Origin of the sequence: Levilactobacillus sp. LN180102, assembly GCF_050106635.1 — a bacterium.
Lineage (GTDB): Bacteria > Bacillota > Bacilli > Lactobacillales > Lactobacillaceae > Levilactobacillus > Levilactobacillus brevis.
Genome location: NZ_JBNIIX010000006.1, coordinates 100253 through 120153 on the forward strand (window position 1 = coordinate 100253; position 19901 = coordinate 120153).

At 46.0% G+C, this 19901-nt stretch carries 20 protein-coding genes, 1 tRNA gene and 1 rRNA gene; 6 read left to right on the top strand and 16 right to left on the bottom strand.

The annotated features are described in order from the left end of the window. Positions 1-7: 7 nt before the first annotated feature. Entirely contained in the window at positions 8-928 is a 921-nt protein-coding gene (locus tag ACP4IT_RS05455) for a Ppx/GppA family phosphatase (protein ID WP_011667233.1), read from the bottom strand. A gap of 20 nt (positions 929-948) precedes the next feature. After that, positions 949-1965: a tryptophan--tRNA ligase gene (trpS, locus tag ACP4IT_RS05460; RefSeq protein ID WP_011667232.1), complete on the bottom strand. Its 1017-nt coding sequence runs from the start codon at positions 1963-1965 to the stop codon at positions 949-951. 820 nt (positions 1966-2785) lie between these two features. Between trpS and helD the strand changes: the two genes are divergently transcribed. Further along, positions 2786-5092 carry an RNA polymerase recycling motor HelD gene (gene helD, locus ACP4IT_RS05465; protein WP_011667231.1) on the top strand — a complete coding sequence of 769 codons (2307 nt, stop codon included), beginning with the start codon at positions 2786-2788 and terminating at the stop codon, positions 5090-5092. A 106-nt stretch (positions 5093-5198) separates the two neighbouring features. On the opposite strand, the gene ACP4IT_RS05470 is transcribed toward helD, so the two are convergent. Then, positions 5199-5660, bottom strand: a complete 462-nt coding sequence (locus ACP4IT_RS05470; RefSeq protein ID WP_011667230.1) for a hypothetical protein — start codon at positions 5658-5660, stop codon at positions 5199-5201. Between the two features lie 116 nt (positions 5661-5776). Here ACP4IT_RS05470 and ACP4IT_RS05475 point away from each other — a divergent pair, with 116 nt between their 5' ends. After that, positions 5777-6100: a hypothetical protein gene (locus ACP4IT_RS05475; protein WP_011667229.1), complete on the top strand. Its 324-nt coding sequence runs from the start codon at positions 5777-5779 to the stop codon at positions 6098-6100. A gap of 54 nt (positions 6101-6154) precedes the next feature. On the opposite strand, the gene ACP4IT_RS05480 is transcribed toward ACP4IT_RS05475, so the two are convergent. The 11 genes from ACP4IT_RS05480 to ACP4IT_RS05530 all read right to left on the bottom strand — a co-directional run bounded on the left by ACP4IT_RS05480 (position 6155) and on the right by ACP4IT_RS05530 (position 16847). Beyond that, entirely contained in the window at positions 6155-7141 is a 987-nt protein-coding gene (locus ACP4IT_RS05480; protein ID WP_015473293.1) for a LacI family DNA-binding transcriptional regulator, read from the bottom strand. A 148-nt stretch (positions 7142-7289) separates the two neighbouring features. Continuing rightward, positions 7290-7832 (bottom strand): 6-phospho-3-hexuloisomerase, encoded by a 543-nt coding sequence (hxlB, locus tag ACP4IT_RS05485; protein ID WP_015473292.1) that lies wholly within the window; start codon positions 7830-7832, stop codon positions 7290-7292. Beyond that, positions 7829-8452 (bottom strand): orotidine 5'-phosphate decarboxylase / HUMPS family protein, encoded by a 624-nt coding sequence (locus tag ACP4IT_RS05490; protein ID WP_015473291.1) that lies wholly within the window; start codon positions 8450-8452, stop codon positions 7829-7831. The genes hxlB and ACP4IT_RS05490 overlap by 4 nt, the downstream gene beginning before the upstream one ends. Continuing rightward, positions 8452-9414, bottom strand: coding sequence for a sugar kinase (locus ACP4IT_RS05495; protein WP_041815154.1), 963 nt, complete (start codon positions 9412-9414; stop codon positions 8452-8454). Before ACP4IT_RS05495 ends, ACP4IT_RS05490 begins: the two co-directional genes overlap by 1 nt. A 26-nt stretch (positions 9415-9440) precedes the next feature. Beyond that, complete coding sequence (locus tag ACP4IT_RS05500; protein ID WP_041815151.1) at positions 9441-10730, bottom strand: SLC13 family permease; 1290 nt, start codon at positions 10728-10730, stop codon at positions 9441-9443. 1 nt (position 10731) lies between these two features. Continuing rightward, complete coding sequence (locus tag ACP4IT_RS05505) at positions 10732-11481, bottom strand: sugar phosphate isomerase/epimerase family protein (RefSeq protein ID WP_011667223.1); 750 nt, start codon at positions 11479-11481, stop codon at positions 10732-10734. Positions 11482-11493: 12 nt separating this feature from the next. Beyond that, positions 11494-11751, bottom strand: coding sequence for a hypothetical protein (locus ACP4IT_RS05510; protein WP_021740885.1), 258 nt, complete (start codon positions 11749-11751; stop codon positions 11494-11496). A gap of 259 nt (positions 11752-12010) precedes the next feature. Further along, positions 12011-13192, bottom strand: a complete 1182-nt coding sequence (locus tag ACP4IT_RS05515) for a cation:proton antiporter (protein ID WP_011667221.1) — start codon at positions 13190-13192, stop codon at positions 12011-12013. A 484-nt stretch (positions 13193-13676) separates the two neighbouring features. Next, positions 13677-13958 (bottom strand): membrane protein, encoded by a 282-nt coding sequence (locus tag ACP4IT_RS05520; RefSeq protein WP_035464000.1) that lies wholly within the window; start codon positions 13956-13958, stop codon positions 13677-13679. A gap of 240 nt (positions 13959-14198) precedes the next feature. Further along, positions 14199-15533, bottom strand: a complete 1335-nt coding sequence (locus ACP4IT_RS05525) for a dihydrolipoyl dehydrogenase family protein (RefSeq protein WP_172757591.1) — start codon at positions 15531-15533, stop codon at positions 14199-14201. Between the two features lie 51 nt (positions 15534-15584). Then, positions 15585-16847 (bottom strand): MFS transporter, encoded by a 1263-nt coding sequence (locus ACP4IT_RS05530; protein WP_107696651.1) that lies wholly within the window; start codon positions 16845-16847, stop codon positions 15585-15587. 138 nt (positions 16848-16985) lie between these two features. On the opposite strand from ACP4IT_RS05530, the gene ACP4IT_RS05535 reads away from it, so the two are divergent. The 4 genes from ACP4IT_RS05535 to ACP4IT_RS05550 are packed head-to-tail and all read left to right on the top strand — an operon-like array spanning position 16986 to position 19547. Next, positions 16986-17870, top strand: a complete 885-nt coding sequence (locus ACP4IT_RS05535) for a helix-turn-helix domain-containing protein (protein WP_011667216.1) — start codon at positions 16986-16988, stop codon at positions 17868-17870. Positions 17871-17907: 37 nt separating this feature from the next. After that, positions 17908-18354: a DUF3290 domain-containing protein gene (locus tag ACP4IT_RS05540; protein ID WP_011667215.1), complete on the top strand. Its 447-nt coding sequence runs from the start codon at positions 17908-17910 to the stop codon at positions 18352-18354. A 3-nt stretch (positions 18355-18357) separates the two neighbouring features. After that, positions 18358-18996, top strand: coding sequence for a DUF421 domain-containing protein (locus tag ACP4IT_RS05545; RefSeq protein ID WP_011667214.1), 639 nt, complete (start codon positions 18358-18360; stop codon positions 18994-18996). A 32-nt stretch (positions 18997-19028) separates the two neighbouring features. Next, positions 19029-19547 carry an NUDIX hydrolase gene (locus tag ACP4IT_RS05550; RefSeq protein ID WP_051053363.1) on the top strand — a complete coding sequence of 173 codons (519 nt, stop codon included), beginning with the start codon at positions 19029-19031 and terminating at the stop codon, positions 19545-19547. A 120-nt stretch (positions 19548-19667) separates the two neighbouring features. Here ACP4IT_RS05550 and ACP4IT_RS05555 read toward each other — a convergent pair. Together ACP4IT_RS05555 and rrf are read right to left on the bottom strand one after the other, a co-directional pair. Continuing rightward, positions 19668-19740: transfer RNA gene (locus ACP4IT_RS05555), tRNA-Thr, on the bottom strand. A gap of 74 nt (positions 19741-19814) precedes the next feature. Continuing rightward, a 5S ribosomal RNA gene (rrf, locus tag ACP4IT_RS05560) occupies positions 19815-19901 on the bottom strand; the annotation flags it as partial.

Consider the following 19901-nt stretch of genomic DNA (forward strand, 5'->3'; position numbering starts at 1 on the left):
GGACCTCCTATCGTTGGCTCAGGTACTCAGAGATAATCCCCTCACGCACGCCACTTTCCGAGAAAATCACCCGGTCAGAATCTAACATTTGCAGTAGTGTGACTAATGGGAGCATCCCACCAATAATAATATCGGCCCGTTCAGGTTCCAACCCCGAGATACGTTTACGCTCGGCCAGTGGTACCCGTAACAGGCGTTCAAAGGTTTTCATGACTTGACCAGTGGTTAACCGGTAGCCGTGAATGTTTTCAACGTGTAAAATCTTTTGTTGCTGACGGTTCATCCGGGCCAATGTGCGATTGGCACCCCCCAGTAGAACCAAGGGTAAGTGCTTGGCATCGTTTAGCCACCAAATATCTTGTAGTCGTTCCCGCAAAAAGACCTGCGCGGAGAATAAATCGACGGCTGTTACCCGATCATCTAATCGGAATTGTTCTGAGAGATTAACTGCCCCAAATGGCACACTGATTAAGCTGGCTGCTTTACCGTCTTTGACGTGAACTAACTCACAACTGGCCCCACCAGTATCTAGTAGCAAGCAATCCTTAATCTTCAACCGATTAACAGCGCCTAAATAATCATAATAGGCTTCCTGATCACCGGACAACACTTCTAACTCAATGTCTGTAGCGGCCGCGACCCGTTTTAAAAATTCTTCGCGGTTGCGTGCCTGGCGAACTGCCGCTGTGGCAATGCCCCGAACAATGAGGTGCGGCAATTGCTCGTAATACGGTCGAAACGATTTTAGTGCCGCAATCGTGCGATCCATGGCCTTGGGTTGCAAGATCTTTTCCGGGCCCATCCCCTCGGATAGCCGGCTATCGGCTTTGATACGGTTCACTTCACGATAGGTGCCATCGTCGTGAAGCTCATTAACGGCCATCCGCACGGAATTAGAACCTAGATCAACTATGGCTAAATTTTGCATCGCACATCCCCCATTCCCGGTTACCCGAAGTAGTCAATTCCAATCGCGTGACGCACTTCATGTAAGGTCTGAGCAGCCACTTGGTTGGCCCGTTCACTACCTTGCTTCAAAATATCATAAACACCGGTTTCATCAGCGGCAAATTGTTCGCGCCGCTGCCGAATAGGTTCTAGCTTTGCCTGCAAGACCTCATTGAGGTACCGTTTGATCTTCACGTCACCCAGACCACCATGTTGATATTGGGCCTTTAAATCAGCAACTTTGGCTGTATCGTCGGCAAAAATATCCAGATACGTGAAAACCGTATTGCCCTCGACATGACCGGGATCTTCCACGTGGATATGTTCGGGATCGGTGTACATTGACATGATCTTCTTTTGAATCGTGTCGGCACTATCGCCCAAGTAGATGGCATTATCCAAAGACTTACTCATTTTAGCGTTACCATCTAGTCCAGGAATTCGGCCTTGGCCTTTAGGTGGGAAATACCCTTCTGGTTCAACTAAAATTTGTTGACCATAAATATTGTTGAAACTCCGCACAATTTCACGAGTCTGCTCCAACATGGGTTCTTGGTCTTCACCTACGGGCACCGTGTCGGCTTTAAAAGCAGTAATATCAGCAGCCTGGCTCACGGGGTAGATAAAGAAACCAGCGGGCACACTTTCACCAAACGCCTTTTGCTTAATTTCAGTCTTCACCGTTGGGTTGCGATTTAACCGAGAAACGGAGACCAAATTCAAATAAGCCATCGTTAATTCATTAAGCGCTGGAATTTGTGATTGAACCAAAATCGTTGATTTAGCCGGATCAATCCCCACTGCTAAATAATCTAAGGCAACTTGTAACAAACTGTGCCGAATTTTTTCCGGATCTCGTGCATTATCAGTCAGGGCTTGCATGTCAGCAATCATGATGTAGGTCTCATAATCGCCAGTGTTTTGTAACGCAACGCGGTTTTTCAATGAACCAACGTAATGACCAATATGTAGCTTACCGGTGGGACGATCCCCCGTTAAAATGACGTGTTTACTCATTATCTTCATCCTTTCCAAAAAAGCGCCCTCTTAGCTACTTGCTAAAAGGACGCTAACGCGCGGTACCACCTAATTTGCAGTTCATGACTGCCTCTTGTCGATAACGGCGACCCCGCGACACTAATCATCGAATTTTAAAGTGATCTAACGACCCACTTCGTCACTGGAAACGTTGCACCAAGCCATTTCCTCTCTGAATTCGGACTACTTTTATCGTTAGTCTTACATAGGTTCATTTTAGAGGTTTTAGGGGTGGATGTAAACTATAATGTCGCAAAATCTGGCGAATTTCAGTGGGCGGTAAGCATAGAGACTTTTGTAGGTTACAACCGCCACGTGACTTCCAGGCTAAGAACTAGTAGGAATCAATAACAGCCACAAGTAGTTGCCAATACAACAATACCAACGATCACAAATAATTAGGTTAATACTTCCAAAACAGCTAAATATAATTGTTCTAATCGGACTTAAGGTTTAACCAACGTGACCACACCACGCCACAGTAGCCCGACGGGAAGTGGCAAATGGGCTCAGTACCGTCGTTATCCTTAGTGCGCGGGTTTAGCGCGCTTAGGATAAGACCGAGCTTTGAGACAAGTGATCTTCTTGGCTTAAAGTCGTGTCCGGTACGTTCCAGCTCATTTGCTACGACCAGAGGGCGGGCAATCTCGACAAATGAACCCATTTATCGTAAGTCCCAAGTCAGGTAATCCTATGCCAAAAAACTTATTAAAATAAACTAGGCGCAATCGTTTGACACACTCCCCAAATATGACTAAACTTGTTAGGCACTTTAGCCTATCCAAAGGAGGCGGTCAGTTTGACCACCAGCGAAGAAGCACAAGAACAACAGCGTGTTGATCAGGTTGCTCACGCCATTGGTCAACGCATCGCCAAAACCGATGCGGACTACCAAGCGGCCCATCAAGAACTACGTAACGTGTTGCAAAATTACAGCGAAAACACCTCGGTTAACTGGTTCGAAGTCGATGACCGAATCGAAACCAGTGCCGAACTCCAACAACAACGGGCATTAGTTTCTCGTTTAACTGAAAATCAAAATATCATTCAAGATCAATTAGATACGTTTAAAAACTTACAAAAATCTCCGTACTTTGGTCGCATCGATATCCAAGATCCCGGTGAAACCGACAGCGAGTCACTTTACATTGGCACTGCCTCGTTCGTTGATGACGATCAAAATTTCTTAGTTTATGACTGGCGGGCCCCTATTTCTAGTATTTATTACAATGGGGTCTTAGGACAGGTCGCCTATCACACCCCAGCTGGTGACCAGCAGACCAAGCTACTCAAGAAGCGACAGTTTCTGATTCAAGATGGTCAAATTGAAAGTATGTTTGACACCAACGAAACCGTTGGAGATGAAATGCTGCAGCACGCTTTGGGTGAGCAAAACGACGCCACCATGCAAAATATTGTGGCAACCATCCAACGGGAACAAAATGATATTATTCGTGACACCCGCAGTGACCTATTAGTGGTTCAAGGGGTTGCCGGTTCCGGTAAGACATCGGCCATTTTACAGCGGATTGCTTTCCTGCTATATCACAGTCGGCGCGATCTTGAGGCTGATCAGATCGTCTTATTCTCACCTAATCGGTTGTTCAGCCACTACATTAGTGACGTTCTGCCCAGCCTCGGTGAGCGCAACATGCGCCAAGTCACCCTAGCCGAGTTCCTAACGCAACGGTTCCAAGGCTTAACGGTGCAAACGCAATTCGACCGTTACGAAACTGATCAGCAACATCCCGTAAACCTCTCCTTACGAAACTTCCAAGAAAGTGCCGCCTTGATGACAGCTATCAACGAGTACTGTCATCAATGTACGGCTGATGATTTACTGTTTACGGATATCCGGTTTCATGGTCGGGTGTTCTTTTCAAAAGAAGAAATTCGTGATATCTATCGCCAATTTCCAACTGCGGCAGCACCAGCTGATCGCTTCTTGCGTACCAAAAATGAACTGGAAAAGCGCTTGAAGCAGCGGATCGCTGAAGAAGCCAAGGCCGACTGGGTCCACGACACCATCGACCAACTCAGTGACGAGGACTATCACAACCTCTTAGGCGAAAAACACTTGGGTAAATTTGAACAGCTCGACGATGAGATCGACTACATCGCTCGGCAAATCGTTCGCCGACGCTTGCGACAAGTCGATGACGCTATTTATAATGGGTACTTTTTAGACGCGTATAGCCAATACACTGCCTTTTTGAAACAGTGTCCGTTACCAGAAGATGTCACCTCTACTGACTGGCAAACCGCCATCGCGAGTTACCAACATGATATCGAATTTCACCATCTCGCCTTAACGGATGCTGCCCCACTATTGTACCTTCGTGATATTTTAATTGGCGGTGGTGCTAATCACCGCATGCAGCATTTATTTGTTGATGAAATGCAAGATTACTCCATGGCGCAACTCATTTATTTACAACACGCCTTTCCACGAGCCAAGCTCACCTTATTGGGTGACAGCGAACAGGCCTTATTCAAAGCCGTTGAATCGCCGGAAAGTATTCTCAAAAAACTCAATGCCGCACTAAATATCAAGCGCTCGCGTCTGATCACCTTGCGACGCTCCTACCGCTCAACGTTACCCATCACAACCTTCGCGAAGGCTTTACTCCCCGATGGTGATCAGATTGAAGCCTTTAACCGGCCGGGCGACCTGCCCAAAGTGGTCATTCGCTACGATGAAGCAGTGGCGTTCAAAGCCTTGGCTCACGAACTTAAATTAGAATTAGCAACCAATGGAACGGTCGCTATTCTGACAAAAAGCACGGCTGAAGCCAAGCTCGTGTACCAAAAGCTCCATGCCGACTTTGATCTAACCCGGTTAACGGATACCGACCGATCACTGCCTAAGGGTGTTGTGGTCTTACCTATCTACCTGGCCAAGGGCTTAGAGTTCGATAGCGTTATCGCCTACAATGTCTCCGCCGAAAATTACCCAGATGAGCAATTAACCGGGACGCTGTATACCATCGCATCACGAGCCATGCATCACCTGACACTACTATGCATCGGTGCTGCATCCCCTCTGATTGCCTCTGGTAAGATTCCGCAAGCAGACTTACAGATTGAACATGAATTTCAGAATTAGTTGCTACGAACGTTTTCCGGGAAATAATTCTGACCCCGGACAACACTAAACCCGTCCACTATAACCTCGATTGGTTATAGTGGACGGGTTTTATTGTAAGCCGACTTTATTTCAAAGCTGCCGGTGTCTTCGTCGTAGTAAACTTTACCTGACGAATATAATTGTGATAACCCTTGTAAAAATGTAATTGCTTAGCTGTCACCTTAACTTTATACGTCATTCGCTGACCATCAAACTGAACCGTTTGTCCAGCTGGAGAATACTGAATGCCAGACAGTTGGTAGACGTGATGCCCTAAAGACTGATATTTCAGCTTCTTCAGCCCATACCCGGGTAACCGATAATACCGGTCAGTTGTTGCGTCTAACCCAAAGAGATTTCCGGTACTTTTAGTCTTGGTGTATGTGATATAGGCCTTATTATCCCCTTTACCATTATAAAACCACGTATGGCGCATGACCTTAGGTGTTCCCGCATGCCACGTTGCCGCCTGAGCAGATGTCAGATCGGTGACCCCTAACGCCAAAGCCAAAGCTCCCAGACCAATCAAAAAAGCAGATTTATGCATGATTTTCCTCCTATATAACTTCCCTGCGCTTTAATTTACGCGTCTATTAGTGCGAAAGCAAGTCCTATTTACCGAAAAGAGTCCATGGTATACTGACTGTAGAGGGAGATGTCAAGATGCATATAACTAAGCGACGGATGTGGTTGGAACTGGGAATTAACGGATTATGTCTCGGATTCCCGTTGTTCTTAATCATCGATGGCAGTGTGGCATTAGCTCAGAATGACCCCTTTCATCCAGATGTATTTATTCTTTTCGGTCTGTTAATGATGGGCGTGCTCAGCCTCATAATGACTGGGCTGACAATCAGCCGTTTACGTGCCCATGGCTGGCGGGGGCTTCCTCACTATCAACAGGGACTCGCTATCTTTTATCTTATTTGGCTCGTCATTGGCAGCCTTACCTGGCTAGTTTCTCTGGGCATCATCCCAATAAAATAACAAATTATTTTAAAAAAAGTTGGCCTTTTCCTGTTGCTGAAAGGGCCAACTTTTTTACTGTAATTTTGCTGGGATCACCATTTTTTCTGGTGCTACTTTTTCGCCCGCCAATTGTCGCAACATTATTTCAGCCGAGCTGGCACCCATGAGAAAGGGATTCTGCGTAATCAGCGTCAGCTTCGGTTCCATTCGCCGAATAAAGTCCGTATCGGCAAAACCCGTGGCTGTCACAGTTTGATTATCAATCAGTCCGGAAATAATTAAATTCGGGAAAAATTCCAATAACCAGCGTTCCTTCAGCGCAAATGCCACTGTTTTCTGATCATTTTGAGTAATCAACTGGGTTAACCGCTGATGCACCTCACTATGGTTGTACGAGGATTCCGAGACTTCCAAGACATCCACATCCTGGGCCGCCGCCAGAATGCCCCGATACCGTTCCTGTCGGGTGCGGCTAAGTTCCAATTCAGAAGTCAACACGACCACGTGCTGATAGCCTTGCTGTCGAAAGGCCGTTGTCGCCGCCTTAGCCGCTTCAAAATTATCCGTCACCACTTGCGGCCAAGGACAAGCATCCATTTCCCGGTCGACACTCACAACCGGCATCTGCTGATGCAAAATTTCTTGAACCGTCTGGGGATTACTAAACGATTGTAAGATTAACCCATCAAACCTCCGCGACCCAATCGCCCGTAGAAGTGTCTTTTCCCGTTCAATATCGGCATTGGCATCGAACAATACCCCAATATACCCTCTACTTTCCAAGATAGAACTAATTCCCTTAAACAACTCTGTAGAAAAGTAATCATCAATGTTAGCAACAATGACCGCAATCAGTTTGCTGGATTGGGTAATCATCTGTCGCGCCACTGAGTTGGGCACGTAGTTGAGCTTCGTAATGGCCTCTTGCACTTTAGTGGCTGTCGCTGCCGACATTCGACCAAGATTGCCGTTCAAAAACCGTGAGACGGTCGCAATCGAAACGCCGGCCAACGCCGCAACATCTTTAATATTTGCATTTTTATTCGCTTTACGTGCCATCGTTTCATTCGCCCCATTAACCCGGATTTATAGCTGAACCGTTCATCAGCTTATTGTTTTAGTCTACCAGAAAAAGGTGCCGCTGGAAAAGTTTCTTAACGACAAAAAACAGGCAACGCCCCCGTATGCGTTGCCTGTTAGTCAGATATTATTCCATATTACTATGTGTGGCGGCCGCCGCGTCATTAGATACCTTATCACGCCGACTTAACTTCAAACATAAAACATCTAACGTTAAGTGAACACTCTGATCAAATAACGTGCTCAATAGCTGAATCGATTTAACACCGTCCCCAGTCTTGGTTGCACCGGGAACCACAATCACCGCTTGGCCCACCTTTCCTAACGGCGAATCTGCATGGCTGGTAACCGCAATCACCGTCACGCCACTCGCGGCAGCCTTTTCAGCCAGTTCCAAAATGCTGGCTGTCTTCCCGGAACCGGAAACTGCCAATAATACATCCTCAGCTTGAATTGACGGCGTAATCGTTTCACCAATTACAAACACCGTATAGCCAATATGCATCAGCCGCATCGCAAACCCTTTTGCCATTAAGCCAGAGCGACCGGCCCCCAGCACAAAGATTCGTCGATCCTTTTGAATCAATTTTTCCGCTTGATCTAACTGACTTTCGTCAATCATGCCCATAACTTCATTCACTTCTTGGGTGACCTGATCAATCAATGTCATTTGTGCATAACCTCCATAAATTTTTGTGCAGCAGCCACTGGATCGGCCGTCTTAACAATCGCGCTTCCCACAATAACCGATTCAGCAATTCCTTGAGTCGCTAACTTCTGGGCCATGGCTAAATCAATTCCACCGGCTACAGAGATGTGCTGAACCATCGGATAGTCTTCATGAAAGGCCGCAACGGTAGCAGCCGCATCAAACCCCGCTTTAGAATCCTTGGCATGATGAATGCCATAAATTGCCGCCGGATGATCCACGATCTGAGCCGTCTTATTGGCCGTAATCTCCATCATATCAATAAACAATTGCTTTCCTCGTGACTGGGACAATGCGTATACTTTTGTCAGCGTATCGGCTGAAGCAGCGCCCATCGCCGTGAGAATATCTCCCGTTGCAAATCCCTTGTCAAATTCATACTCACCTTCATCAATGGTCTTTAGGTCGAGTAATAGTTTGGCATGCTGGAGCTTAGGGAGCTGCGCGTGAATCTGTTCCAAACCATAATCTTTAATCAATGATGTGCCAAACTCAATCACATCAACCTGTGTGTCTAACTGTTTAGCTAAGTCAATCGCCTTATCCAACGTGACCCGATCAATTGCAACTTGTAAATCCATTAGTCTTCGACAACTCCTTCTTGTTGATAAAATGCTTGTAAGCCAGCTGGCGTTGGGTAGCCATCGTTATCACCATACGTTTGAACCTGTAAGGCACCTACTGCGTTTCCCCGCATCACTGCCGAACGTAATGATTTATGTTCTAGAAGCGCCGTCAAGACGCCCATGGCAAACCCATCACCAGCCCCAACGGTGTCAGCAACCTGAGCAACCTTAAATCCAGTGACCGTATAGCTTTCACCCGATTGCTGCTTGACGTAGGCTCCGGCTGGGCCCACCTTGACAATAACCACTTTAGTTCGCGCCCCCCGCAGGTAAAAGTCGGCAATCTTTTCTGGATCGGTCGATCCCATCAAGATTTCCCCCTCTTCAACCCCTGGCAAAACAATCTCGGCATGTCCAGCCAATTCATTTAGCGTTGTCACCATCTTGTCACGACTAGGCCACAGCGTTGGTCGGAGATTGGGGTCGAAGGTGGTTAAGATATTAGCCGCCTCTAATCGCTTAAGTAAAGTGCGAAACGCCGCTTCAGCAGTTGCCGAAATAGCTGGGAAAATCCCGGACATATGGGCTGCCCGTACATCGGTCAAATCAATTTGATCGACCACCGCTGGCGTTAAATGCGCAGCCGCTGACCCCCGTCGATAATTCTGCGTCGTAGGATTACCTTGCGTCACTCGATCTTTCAATTGAAACGCCGTCCAGTAATCCGCATCCCGAGTAATGTAGCGCGTTCCCACGTGATGCTCCTTAATCGTCTTAATGACGTAATCGCCAAGGGGTTCTTCACCCACTTGAGAAATGTAATCGACGGAGTGGCCTAATCGTTGTGCCCCAATAGCAACGTTTAATTCGGCTCCGCCCAAAATTTTGTGGAATTCTAAAGCATCGCGTAAAGAAACATCCGGTTCTTTAGAAGCGAACGTGACAATCGGTTCGCCAATCGTTAATATTTCACTCATCGTTGTGTTCTCCTTTTCTGCCATGTTTAACCAAAGAAGCAATAAACTAGTAGTTCATTAATAATCGACACGCCCCACATGATGGGTACCCCGTGTTTTAAGAAATCCCGGGTTTGAACTTTCATGTAATCCAGTCCCCAGACATTCCAAGATTGTGTAATATCCGTTGAGACCGCTAATAGTGTCGGTACATAAAGTAGCGGTAACAAGAACGCATCTGAGAACAAGCCAATTCCAGATAGAACGGCTGCAGTCGCTGCTCCGGCACCCCACACATGAAATGGTCCCCGGAATAAGGCCAACGGCGCCAAAACACCAAAGGCTAACGCCAAAATCAGCATATTATGTGGTAGGACGGCCTCAAATAAGGGGCGAAAACGCACCGCATCCATTGATGCAGCACCGCTGAACATGATTAACGCCATCAAAAACATAATCAATCCGGCAATATCACTGATTGCTTGTTTAATCGTATCGTTTAAAAAGGTAACAAACTTCTGATACCCCTTAAACTTACCGGTTAATAACATCGCTAGTAGCGTCGCTAAGGTTAAGGCTGGAATCGCATCCCATTTGAATAGCATGTTCATCAATACGGGGATAATTGGCACAACAAAAGCGAGCTTAGGTACCTGAATATCAGCAGTTTGCTGCGTTTCAGCACCAATGACTCTCAAGTTCTCATCGGCCTTTGATGGATCAATTTTTTTACGATGCCAGAAAATAAAGAGCATCACCGCAACCAATTGTACTAACATGGCACAAACACCAAAGATCAAATAGGTCCCGCCGTATTGTGCTTTAGGAAAGAAAGCCTTGATCTGGTTATACAGCACCACGTTTAAATACATTGGCGCCCCAATGGCCATCGAAAATGCCGATAGCGCAATGTCTCGTGGCAATCCCACTGACAACATGATTGGCAGTAAGATAACACCAATAGCAATCACCGACCCCACACCATAAGCACTCACAAAGATAAAAGCCGTCACGATTAAGACCAATAAGACGGCAAGTAATGGCCGCTTTTTGCCTACCCTATTCGTTGCTTCAGAGATTGCTGGGGCAATGCCACTATCAACTAAGACTCGACCGAACCAGGAACCAAAGATAATGTAAATAATCGTGGGACCATAATTTAAGGCTGGCTCGGCAAAAACTTTTTGAATCACTTGGTCGGCCGGAATTTGACCAATCACGGCCCAGAGAATCGCCATCACGAAGAAACCAATCATCAGGTTTCCCCCTTTGACGATGTAGTAAATAAATCCAACAAAGGTCAATAACAGCAAAACCGCGCTCATCGTGGAGGCCATCTTAATCACCCACTTCCGCACGTAGTAGCTGGAGTTGTTGGGTAATTGCCGCATCCGTCTCCATTGGATACTCCAAAGCAACTGGCACATCATGGGGTAAAAGCGTCAGTAATTGTCGCCAATCATACATTCCCGTATCCAAATCCGCCGTCGTTACTAACTGACCAGCCTGATCCTCGGTGTTTTTCAAATGAATGTAGTTCGTATATGGCGCTAGAGCCTGGGCGCTAGCTGCGGCATCACCATGCGTGAATGCCCAATTCCCCAAGTCATAGACATAGCCAATATTGGCCGGTGTTGCCTGCTGCGCTGCTTTGAGAAAAGCTGTGATGGCTGGTACCGTTCCAGAAACCGTTGTCTGGTCATTTTCCACATTCATTTCAATTTGGTCGAGTGGAAGCGCTGACAATTCAGCAGCTAAATCTCCAGTAAACCGGTCGAAGTGTCCTGTGTTGAATTTGATTTTACTAATTCCCATGGTCTGACCCTCAGCAAAGTAAGTGGCTAATTGTGGATTGAATGCACCAGTAGCCGTAAATACATCATCGGGGACACTGTAGTTCACCGTTAATCCCAGCCGCTGTGCTAGCCGACCAATGGCCGCTGTTTCATGTGGTAAATCCCGGAAATATTCACGACGTACCTCAACGCCATCGGCGCCAAGGTCAGCGACCTGTTGCATCAGTGCTGTCTGAGAGGTTCCCTGTTTAACCAATGCCTCAAAAATCCATGTGTTTAAAATAACTGTCATGTGAGCTTCCCCCTAATATTGATTAAGCTGACTGATACGCTCGAGTAGCTGTTCAAAACTCATATCTTTAAATTTAACCTCTGAAGTCGTCGCAAAATTTTGAGCTTCCGCTTGATTAAAATCATTAGCCAAGTAAAAGGCGGTTAGATAACTTAATAAATATTTTTTAGCCGCGGGAGTCACCTGTTTCGTCTCAATCCCTGCCTGAGCTGCCGCACTGGCAAATGCTTGGGCAAAAACTGCTGCATCAATTACGGTTCTATCTGCCATTTTCAAGCCTCCATCATCCTGTCATTCACTAAAATCCAGCTGGTGATTTCATGATGTTATGGTAAACGTTTTCCTAACGATTGTCAAACGCTTTCATTACGTTTTTAAGGCAAACAAAAGCAACTAAGTTCCACAAAGCCATTGACAGCGGTGTATCATTTGGGAAAACGTTAACCTAAAAATATTTTTTTCAATAGTCGACAACTTTGCTATAAAAAAAGAGAGCCTCCAATAGGAGTCTCTCTAGCTACATCACTAATTAGTTAATCGATTGTAATGGTTTCTGTGGTAATCGTTTTAACGTTTGCTTTAACAATAACGGTGCTAACACGGTCGCCAAAATGATGACTAAAATCATTGCGGAATAGTCGCTGCCTTGTAGTAATCCCGCCTGATGACCAATCTGAGCGGTAATTAACCCCATCTCACCACGGGCAATCATCCCCGTACCAATGACCGTACTACTCGTTCCCGTGAATCCGCTGAGTCGGGCCCCCAAACCGCAACCAACCAACTTGCTAAGACACGCTAATAAAGTCAAAATAAGAATCAGTCCCAGATTTTCAGCAAAGTGATCCAAGGTCATGTTCAACCCTACACTGACGAAAAAAACTGGAATAAAAATAGCATTTCCCAAGGGTTCAACGTGATCGGCCAACACCGCTCGATATGGGGTGTGGGCCACCGCAATGCCGGCAAAAAACGCACCAATTGCGCCACTTAGTCCCACTAAGTCCGCAATCCAAGCCATCCCGAGACAAATGACCATCGACATAATAGTCACACTGGACGCCATCACCAGTCGCTCGCTTAAATGCATCAGATACGGAGCTAACCATTTTACGAGAATATAAGTGCCACCGAAAAAGGCCACCTGCTCTAACAACACAATGGCTAGGGCTGGATGATGTCCGGCCGTTTGGATACCCTGACTGGCCAGTAGACTAATCATCAGTGACAATAAAACGACGCCAATGATGTCATCAGCCACTGCGGCCCCTAAAATTGTCGCTCCTTCTCGACTGGTCAATGCATGATATTCCTTGAGTACCGCCACTGAGATCGAAACGGACGTCGCCGAGAAAATCACCCCGATGAACAATGCCTCCAATGGTGAAAAGCCCCACCACCAGGCGGCCGCTCCCATTAATACAACCGGAAAAATAACACCGGAGGTCGCCACGATGATTGCTGGGCGCAAATACTTCATCAATAACTGTAGATTACTCTCCAGCCCTCCCAGAAACATTAAAATTACAACACCAATATTGGCAAATAAACTTACTAGGCTATTTAGCTGAATCCAATTCAGCATGGCCGGACCTAAGATGATCCCTACAACCAGTTCGCCGATAACCGCCGGCACACCCAATCGATTAGCCAAATGGCCTGCCAATGTGGTTAGCACCAGAATTAAACATAACACACCCAGAAATGTCATCCGGACCCCTCCTTTTGAAATTGATACGTTCTATCATACGCTAAAACAGACACCGACAACAGAGTACATGACAATTAACCAGCCTAAAATTTCTAAACCGATGTTTCTTATTTTAAAAAGTAATTTTCCATATTTTCCACAAAAAGAGTTATACATCGCTAGCAAATTTCTGTATACTGCCTTTATTAATAAGGGGGAAATAAAATGAGAATATTAGGTATAATATTTGTGGTACTGTCACTTATCTGCATAACTTTCGCTAAATTTTTTGTAAAAACTCGATTATTCTTTGGTGATACGAGCATGATTAAACAATATATTTGGGGAATAATTTTATTAATTCCTGGACTAATATTGTTATATTTTTCAGGCGCTTTCACGCAATAAGCCCCTGACAACCAGCCAGCAGTCAACCTAAATTAAAAACGGTATCGACAATGGATGGACACCTTGTCGATACCGCTTTTAATTTCTCGGAAATAATCTAATGTATGTAGACCGTTACCACCGTAATGATCCCCAAAACAACTCCGGGAATATTTGAAATAATAATTGGCCAATCCTTATGCGCACGGTGCCAGCCATATTCCACCCAGGCAAAGGCACAAATTGCGGCCGTAAATGGCTGCAACGGTGATACTGGATGACCCATAAAATTCGCCACGATTTCTGGAATGTACGCGACATACATCAAAATACACAGAACCACAGCTAATTCTCCCCATAGATGGACCTCACGCTTATGTAATCCGGAAACATGCCTAATGCTCTTAGCATAATTAAAGTTATCAAATTGAATAACATATCATCCCCTCTCAAAGTCATTACCGTTATTCAGATGATAATCATTGGTTAACTAAAATTATAGACCTATCATTTTGGTTTTGCTCACTAAAGCCCTTATAAGTGGGCCAACCGGTGATTAGCTGGCGTACCTTTTGACATCCAATATTTGGAATCGTAAAAAAACCTGAGACTTTTGTCCCAGGCTCAAAGTTAATGATGACTATCCAAAATAAGTGAGGTCAGACGCCAACGTCGGGTAAGCCAAAATAGCCTGATCAATATCCGTTGGTGTGAGTTGATTTTGAATCACAAAATCTAAGTAATTGATGAGTTGTTCTGCTTCACTGCTCAACATGGTTGCCCCAACAATCCGTTGGGTGGATCGTTCTGTCACGACCTTGATTCGCGCATCAGCGTCTTGAATCCGCCGATAACTATACCATGACGTTAAATCCAAATCACTAACGGCATAAGTCTCTGGCTGCTGAGTCGCCGTTGCTGGTGTGACACCCAGTTGGGCCAATTGCGTTTTACCATAAACGACCGCTGGAATCACAGGATAGATGATGGCTGGTTGGTCTTTTTTGGCCAGCGTTTGCGTCAAATAGCGTCCTTCAAAACCCGCCACTGGGGTGAGCTTAGGCTGGGGACGATCCACGACATCCCCCAAGGCAAAGACCCGTGGATTAGTCGTCTGTAGATGATCATTCACCTGAATACCATGAGCCGTGGTCGTCACATTCACACGTTCCAAATGCAATCCCGCCGTTACGGGAAGCCGTCCAGCTGTGGCAAATACAAGTCCAGTTGTCCAGGTCTTTCCACTCGCGGTGGTCACTTGATATTGATCATCAGCTGGCGTTACCGCCGTGATATCCGTGTCCAATTGCACATCTATGCCATCAACCATTAAGCGTTTCAACAAAGCCGTTACTAATTCACCATCGAACCCCCGTAATGGCCGATCACTATGATGGATTAGATGGACCTGACTACCAGCGGCATTGGCAATGGCTGCCAATTCAATACCAACGTATCCGGCCCCCATCAACGTAATATCTGCGGGCAGTGTATCTAGGTCCAAGAAATCATTACTGGTACGCAACCATTCCTGTCCCGTAATATTGGGAATACGTGGAGCTTGTCCCGTTGCGATAATGAAATTCGTCGCTGACAGTTGGGTGTTCCCCACTGTCAGGTGACCATCCGCCTCAAAACTAGCTTCACCATGATAGTTGGCGATACCAGCTGATTGTAAGCCACCCTGAGTGCCCGTTGGAATCTTCTCCGTATACGCCCGTTTCGTTGCCATCAACGACGACCAGTCAATTTGTGGTACACCGGTTAAGCCATGCCCTTGCAACGCTTCACTCCGTCCTTGAGCTTCAACTGCCGCCATCAAAATTTTCTTCGGGTCGCACCCGCGATTGGGACATGTTCCGCCCCATAAATCTTTTTCAACCACAGCAACCTTCAGGCCACGTTCGTGTAAGCCATACGCTGCGGCCAACCCACCGGGGCCACCACCAATCACAATGCAATCAAAGTCTGCCATCCGAAATGTCCTCCTTCTTTGACTTTCATAAGTTCAGTTTAGCACGACCCGTCACTCGTCGTTACCAATTTGCTTGGTTGCCACGCTGTGATGGACCCGCCACATGTTGTAACTGAGATAGCCGATAATGACGAGTCCCGTTACCAAATAGACTGGCCCGGCCGCACAGGCTTGAAATAGGCTACCGTAAACCAGCGTCCCAAGTGGTAAGGCCAACTGCATGAGCGTACTAAAGGTGGCATCCACACGACCTAGTAGCTCCGTGGGAACTGTCAGCTGCATGTACACTGACATCGGTGTATTGATGAATGCTAACACAATCCCAACCAGCAGTGACCACCCGATTAGTAGTCCAATCAACCACTGACCGTTTAGCGTGCTTAAAAAGACACTTCCTAATAAAACAACGAGTAGACCAATGACAGCCCCAAGTCCTAAGACCAGCCGTAAGATCCGTTTGACTGTTGGCATCACCATTAACAATAGATTACCTAATAGGATACCTGCGGCAAATGCACTCAGTACCCAACTTAATTGGGCACTGCTAAGATGTCGAGTTTGCACAATCGCATAAGGCAACCCAATATCAATTGAGCTGAATAAGAAATTCAGTAAAATACCCACTAGAACAATTGTCCGCAACGTGAAGCGATCACGAATATAGCGTAATCCCACTCGAAATTGTTGCCATTGCGACTTAGCGTGGTCATCTGCCAGCAAACGAGTAACCGGATGAAAACGCATAGTTAGTACGATTAAGGCCGAAATAATTTCCATCCCCAATTCTATCCACACGATACCAGCAAACCCAATCCATGCGTATAAAGCAGCTGCAATAATGGGTGAAACCAACTGAATGGTAGCAATCGCCGCCTGCTCAATAGTCGCCAAGGTCTTAATATGAGCCGGATTAACTAGCTCCCGTACAGCTGCCGTAAAAGCTGTTGTCGTCACCTTATCACAACAAGCAACGATCGTTAACATCATTACTGCTAATAACATCGGCATGCTGAGCCATGGCACCAGTAGTGCATATAACGCAAATGCTAGGATACCGGCTAATTTACTCCCTAAAATTAGTAGTCGGTGGGGCTGGTGATCGACTAGGTTACCTACTGGGATCACTAACAATAGGCCGACCAACGGATAAATAATCGAGCCTAACCCAAAACTCATGGCCGAGTGCGTTGTGTGTAATAGCATCAGCCCCAGTGCAAAACCAAATGTGTCTCCACCTAGTGTCGTCATAATATCACTGCTGGCAGCCTTAACAATTTGTATAACCGATTGACGATTGGAAATTTGTGTATCCATCTGATACGCCTCCTCAGTCAACACCGCCCAATCGGTATTGGCGCTTAAGTCAAGGTTAATTGTATTGGTATTTATCAAAAATGTGACGTATAATATGTGGCAAATTTGCCACGTATTATTAATTAGGAGGACTGAGTGATGCAGACAATCGGTTGTACACTTAAACAAATCCGTTTAGCTAAGGGCTTCACGCAAAAGGAAATTTATCAGGGCATCGTTTCACGATCATTTGCCATTCGTTTAGAAAGTGGTCACCATGATCTGGGCGCCAGCAAGTTATTCTTAATCTTAGATCGTCTAGGCGTTAGTGCCGGTGAGTTTCGGTTCATCCAAAACGACTATCAACCTGACACCGCAACCGATCTCAACAGTCAAATTATGTTAGCTTACGATCAACAAAACTTTCCGTTGCTCAGTCATTTAGCCCAGCGCTACCAAGCCAGTGATAACCCCACTGAACAACGGATGGCGGTGATGGCAGCCACGTTACTGGTGGCTTTCGATCACGAGCATGTCGTTCTCAGTCCCGCCATGGCGCATCTTTGGCAACAATTCACGTTCACCAAAACGTGGACGCTGCAAGACCTGAAGATGGGGCCCGTGTTATTAGCACTGGCAGGGTTTAAACACGAACCGCTGCCCGCAATCATTCGCCGCTTTCACGTCACGTGTGAACGCTACGTGACCGCAACCACCGATCAATTTGATGTCATGGATGATCGCTCGAGCTTTGACCTCGTTGCCCTACAGGTTTTACTGGTTCATCAAGAATATGCGGCTGCCCGGGCATTTAGAATCCAAGTCGTGGCTGGCTATCTGAATCATCTCAGCACTGACGGTGCCCTTGCACAGCAGTTATGCTTATGCATTTGGAATGCCTACTTTGGAGACTTTGAACAGGCCAATGACTTAGCCTCCCGCCTTAAAACATTACCGTTATCTCGCTACCAACCAGGTATTCATAGCCTGCTCAACTCCTGGCTTCCTCGAGCCAAGCACTATCGTCAAACGCAAAATTCGTGATAAACTATATCCTAGAAACTATTGAAGGGAGTACATAATGACATTTTATACGTATCATTACCTCACGACACAGCACAGCACGTGGCAATATTTACGTATTGCGCTACTAATTGCCCTGTTAGTCGCGTTCATGGGGTTATTCTTCTATTACTTGCGTCACCGATGGAATGTTAAATATAAGGATTTGAGTATCATCACCGGGACCTTACTACTACTCGTTTTGGGATTGCAAATCAACAGCCTGGTCTCCTTGCGATCGGCTAGCGAACAAACCGGTGAAATCACGGGAATTGTTACTAATGTCGCTCAGCAACTGCGCGTCAGCCCTAAAAAGTTAGCAGTCAATGCGACGACTAGTAATACCAATCTGCTGATTAAGGCGCCGGATGGGTACTATCGCTTAGATTATAATTCCGACAATTCCGCATACCTTATAGAGAAAGTCACGTTACATCAACCTAAAATAAAGCTTGTAAAGGAGTAGCCCATGTTCGATTATTCAGATGTTGCCATTAAGTTAGTGGTTGGTTTTATTTTTATGACCGTTCTGATCAACTTCACTGGTAAGGGTAATTTAGCCCCAACTTCAGCGATCGATCAAGTTCAGAACTATGTATTAGGGGGAATCATTGGCGGGGTCATTTATAACAGTTCAATTACATTAATTCAGTTCGTCATTGTTCTATTAATTTGGTCACTGTTAATTCTAGTCATGCGCTATCTAAAAATTCACGTACACCCCGTTGGTAAATTCATTGATGGTGGCCCGATTACAGTGATTCGTAATGGCCACCTGCTCGTCCATAACTGTTTAAAAGCAAACCTATCCGCTAAAGAAATTGACTTTAAGCTTCGAACGGCAGGCGTCTATCAGATTGATGACGTTAAACGCGCAATTGTCGAGCAGAATGGGAGTCTCACAATTCTACGTCAGGGTGATGGATCTATCCGCTATCCCATTATCGTGGATGGGCAAATTGACGCAGATGTATTAGAGCTAATGAATCACGATGAAGATTGGTTAATGCAACAACTCAAACAGCATGGCGTCAATAACATCCGTGACGTTTATATGGCTAAATACAAGAATCATCAATTTGAAATAACGCGCTACGATGAAGCCTAAACGTGGTAGGCTTAACGTAGGAGATGAGCGGTATGGTGGCAGATCGGTTAACGGAACATTGGGATATCTACAATCACCAGTTCCAGCGAATTGGTGACCGCCAGCGCCATGAAACATTAGCTTCGGGTGAGTTTCATCTGGTGGTTAACGCCTTTATTTTTAACACAGCTGGATCAGTACTCTTGCAACAACGGGTTGCCGATAAAATAAACTTTCCGAATTATTGGGACTGTTCAGCGGGTGGCTCGGTTTTGGCGGGCGAAACGATTGAAGCAGGGATGCAACGTGAACTGGCGGAAGAATTGGGTTTTTACCGAACTGTTACTTCTGCGGATAACTTCTGGATTCGCTCGTACAGTCATTGGGTCGAGGCGTGGTTTGCTTTTCAAACAACACAGTCACTTAGCGATCTGACACCCCAGCATGCCGAGTTACAACGTATCGCTTACTTTACTCCAGATGTCGCTGAACGCCACTTAACCCAGATTGGCTTTAACAATTATCACTTAGAATTGGAGCGGGCTTGGACCCATCTGCAACAACGTAAGTAAAAGGCACTCGCACTGGATTCGTGTGGGTGCCTTTCACTTACGTTGTTTTCTTTAGTCTCCTGAACAACTGTCACTTGGCTTTGCCAGCTGTCAGTTTCATTTAGACTGGTTTTTCCATTAAGCCGCTTATTGGATTTGAACCAACGACCTCTTCCTTACCATGGAAACGCTCTACCTTCTGAGCTAAAGCGGCATAAGTCTATTATCACCGATTTTAAAAACGATGGCAATAAAAAAGTGGAACCCAATCACTGGGTTCCACAACTCGCGTGGCAACGTCCTATCCTCGCAGGGGGCGATCCCCCAACTACTATCGGCGTGCTGAAGCTTAACTTCTGTGTTCGGCATGGGAAC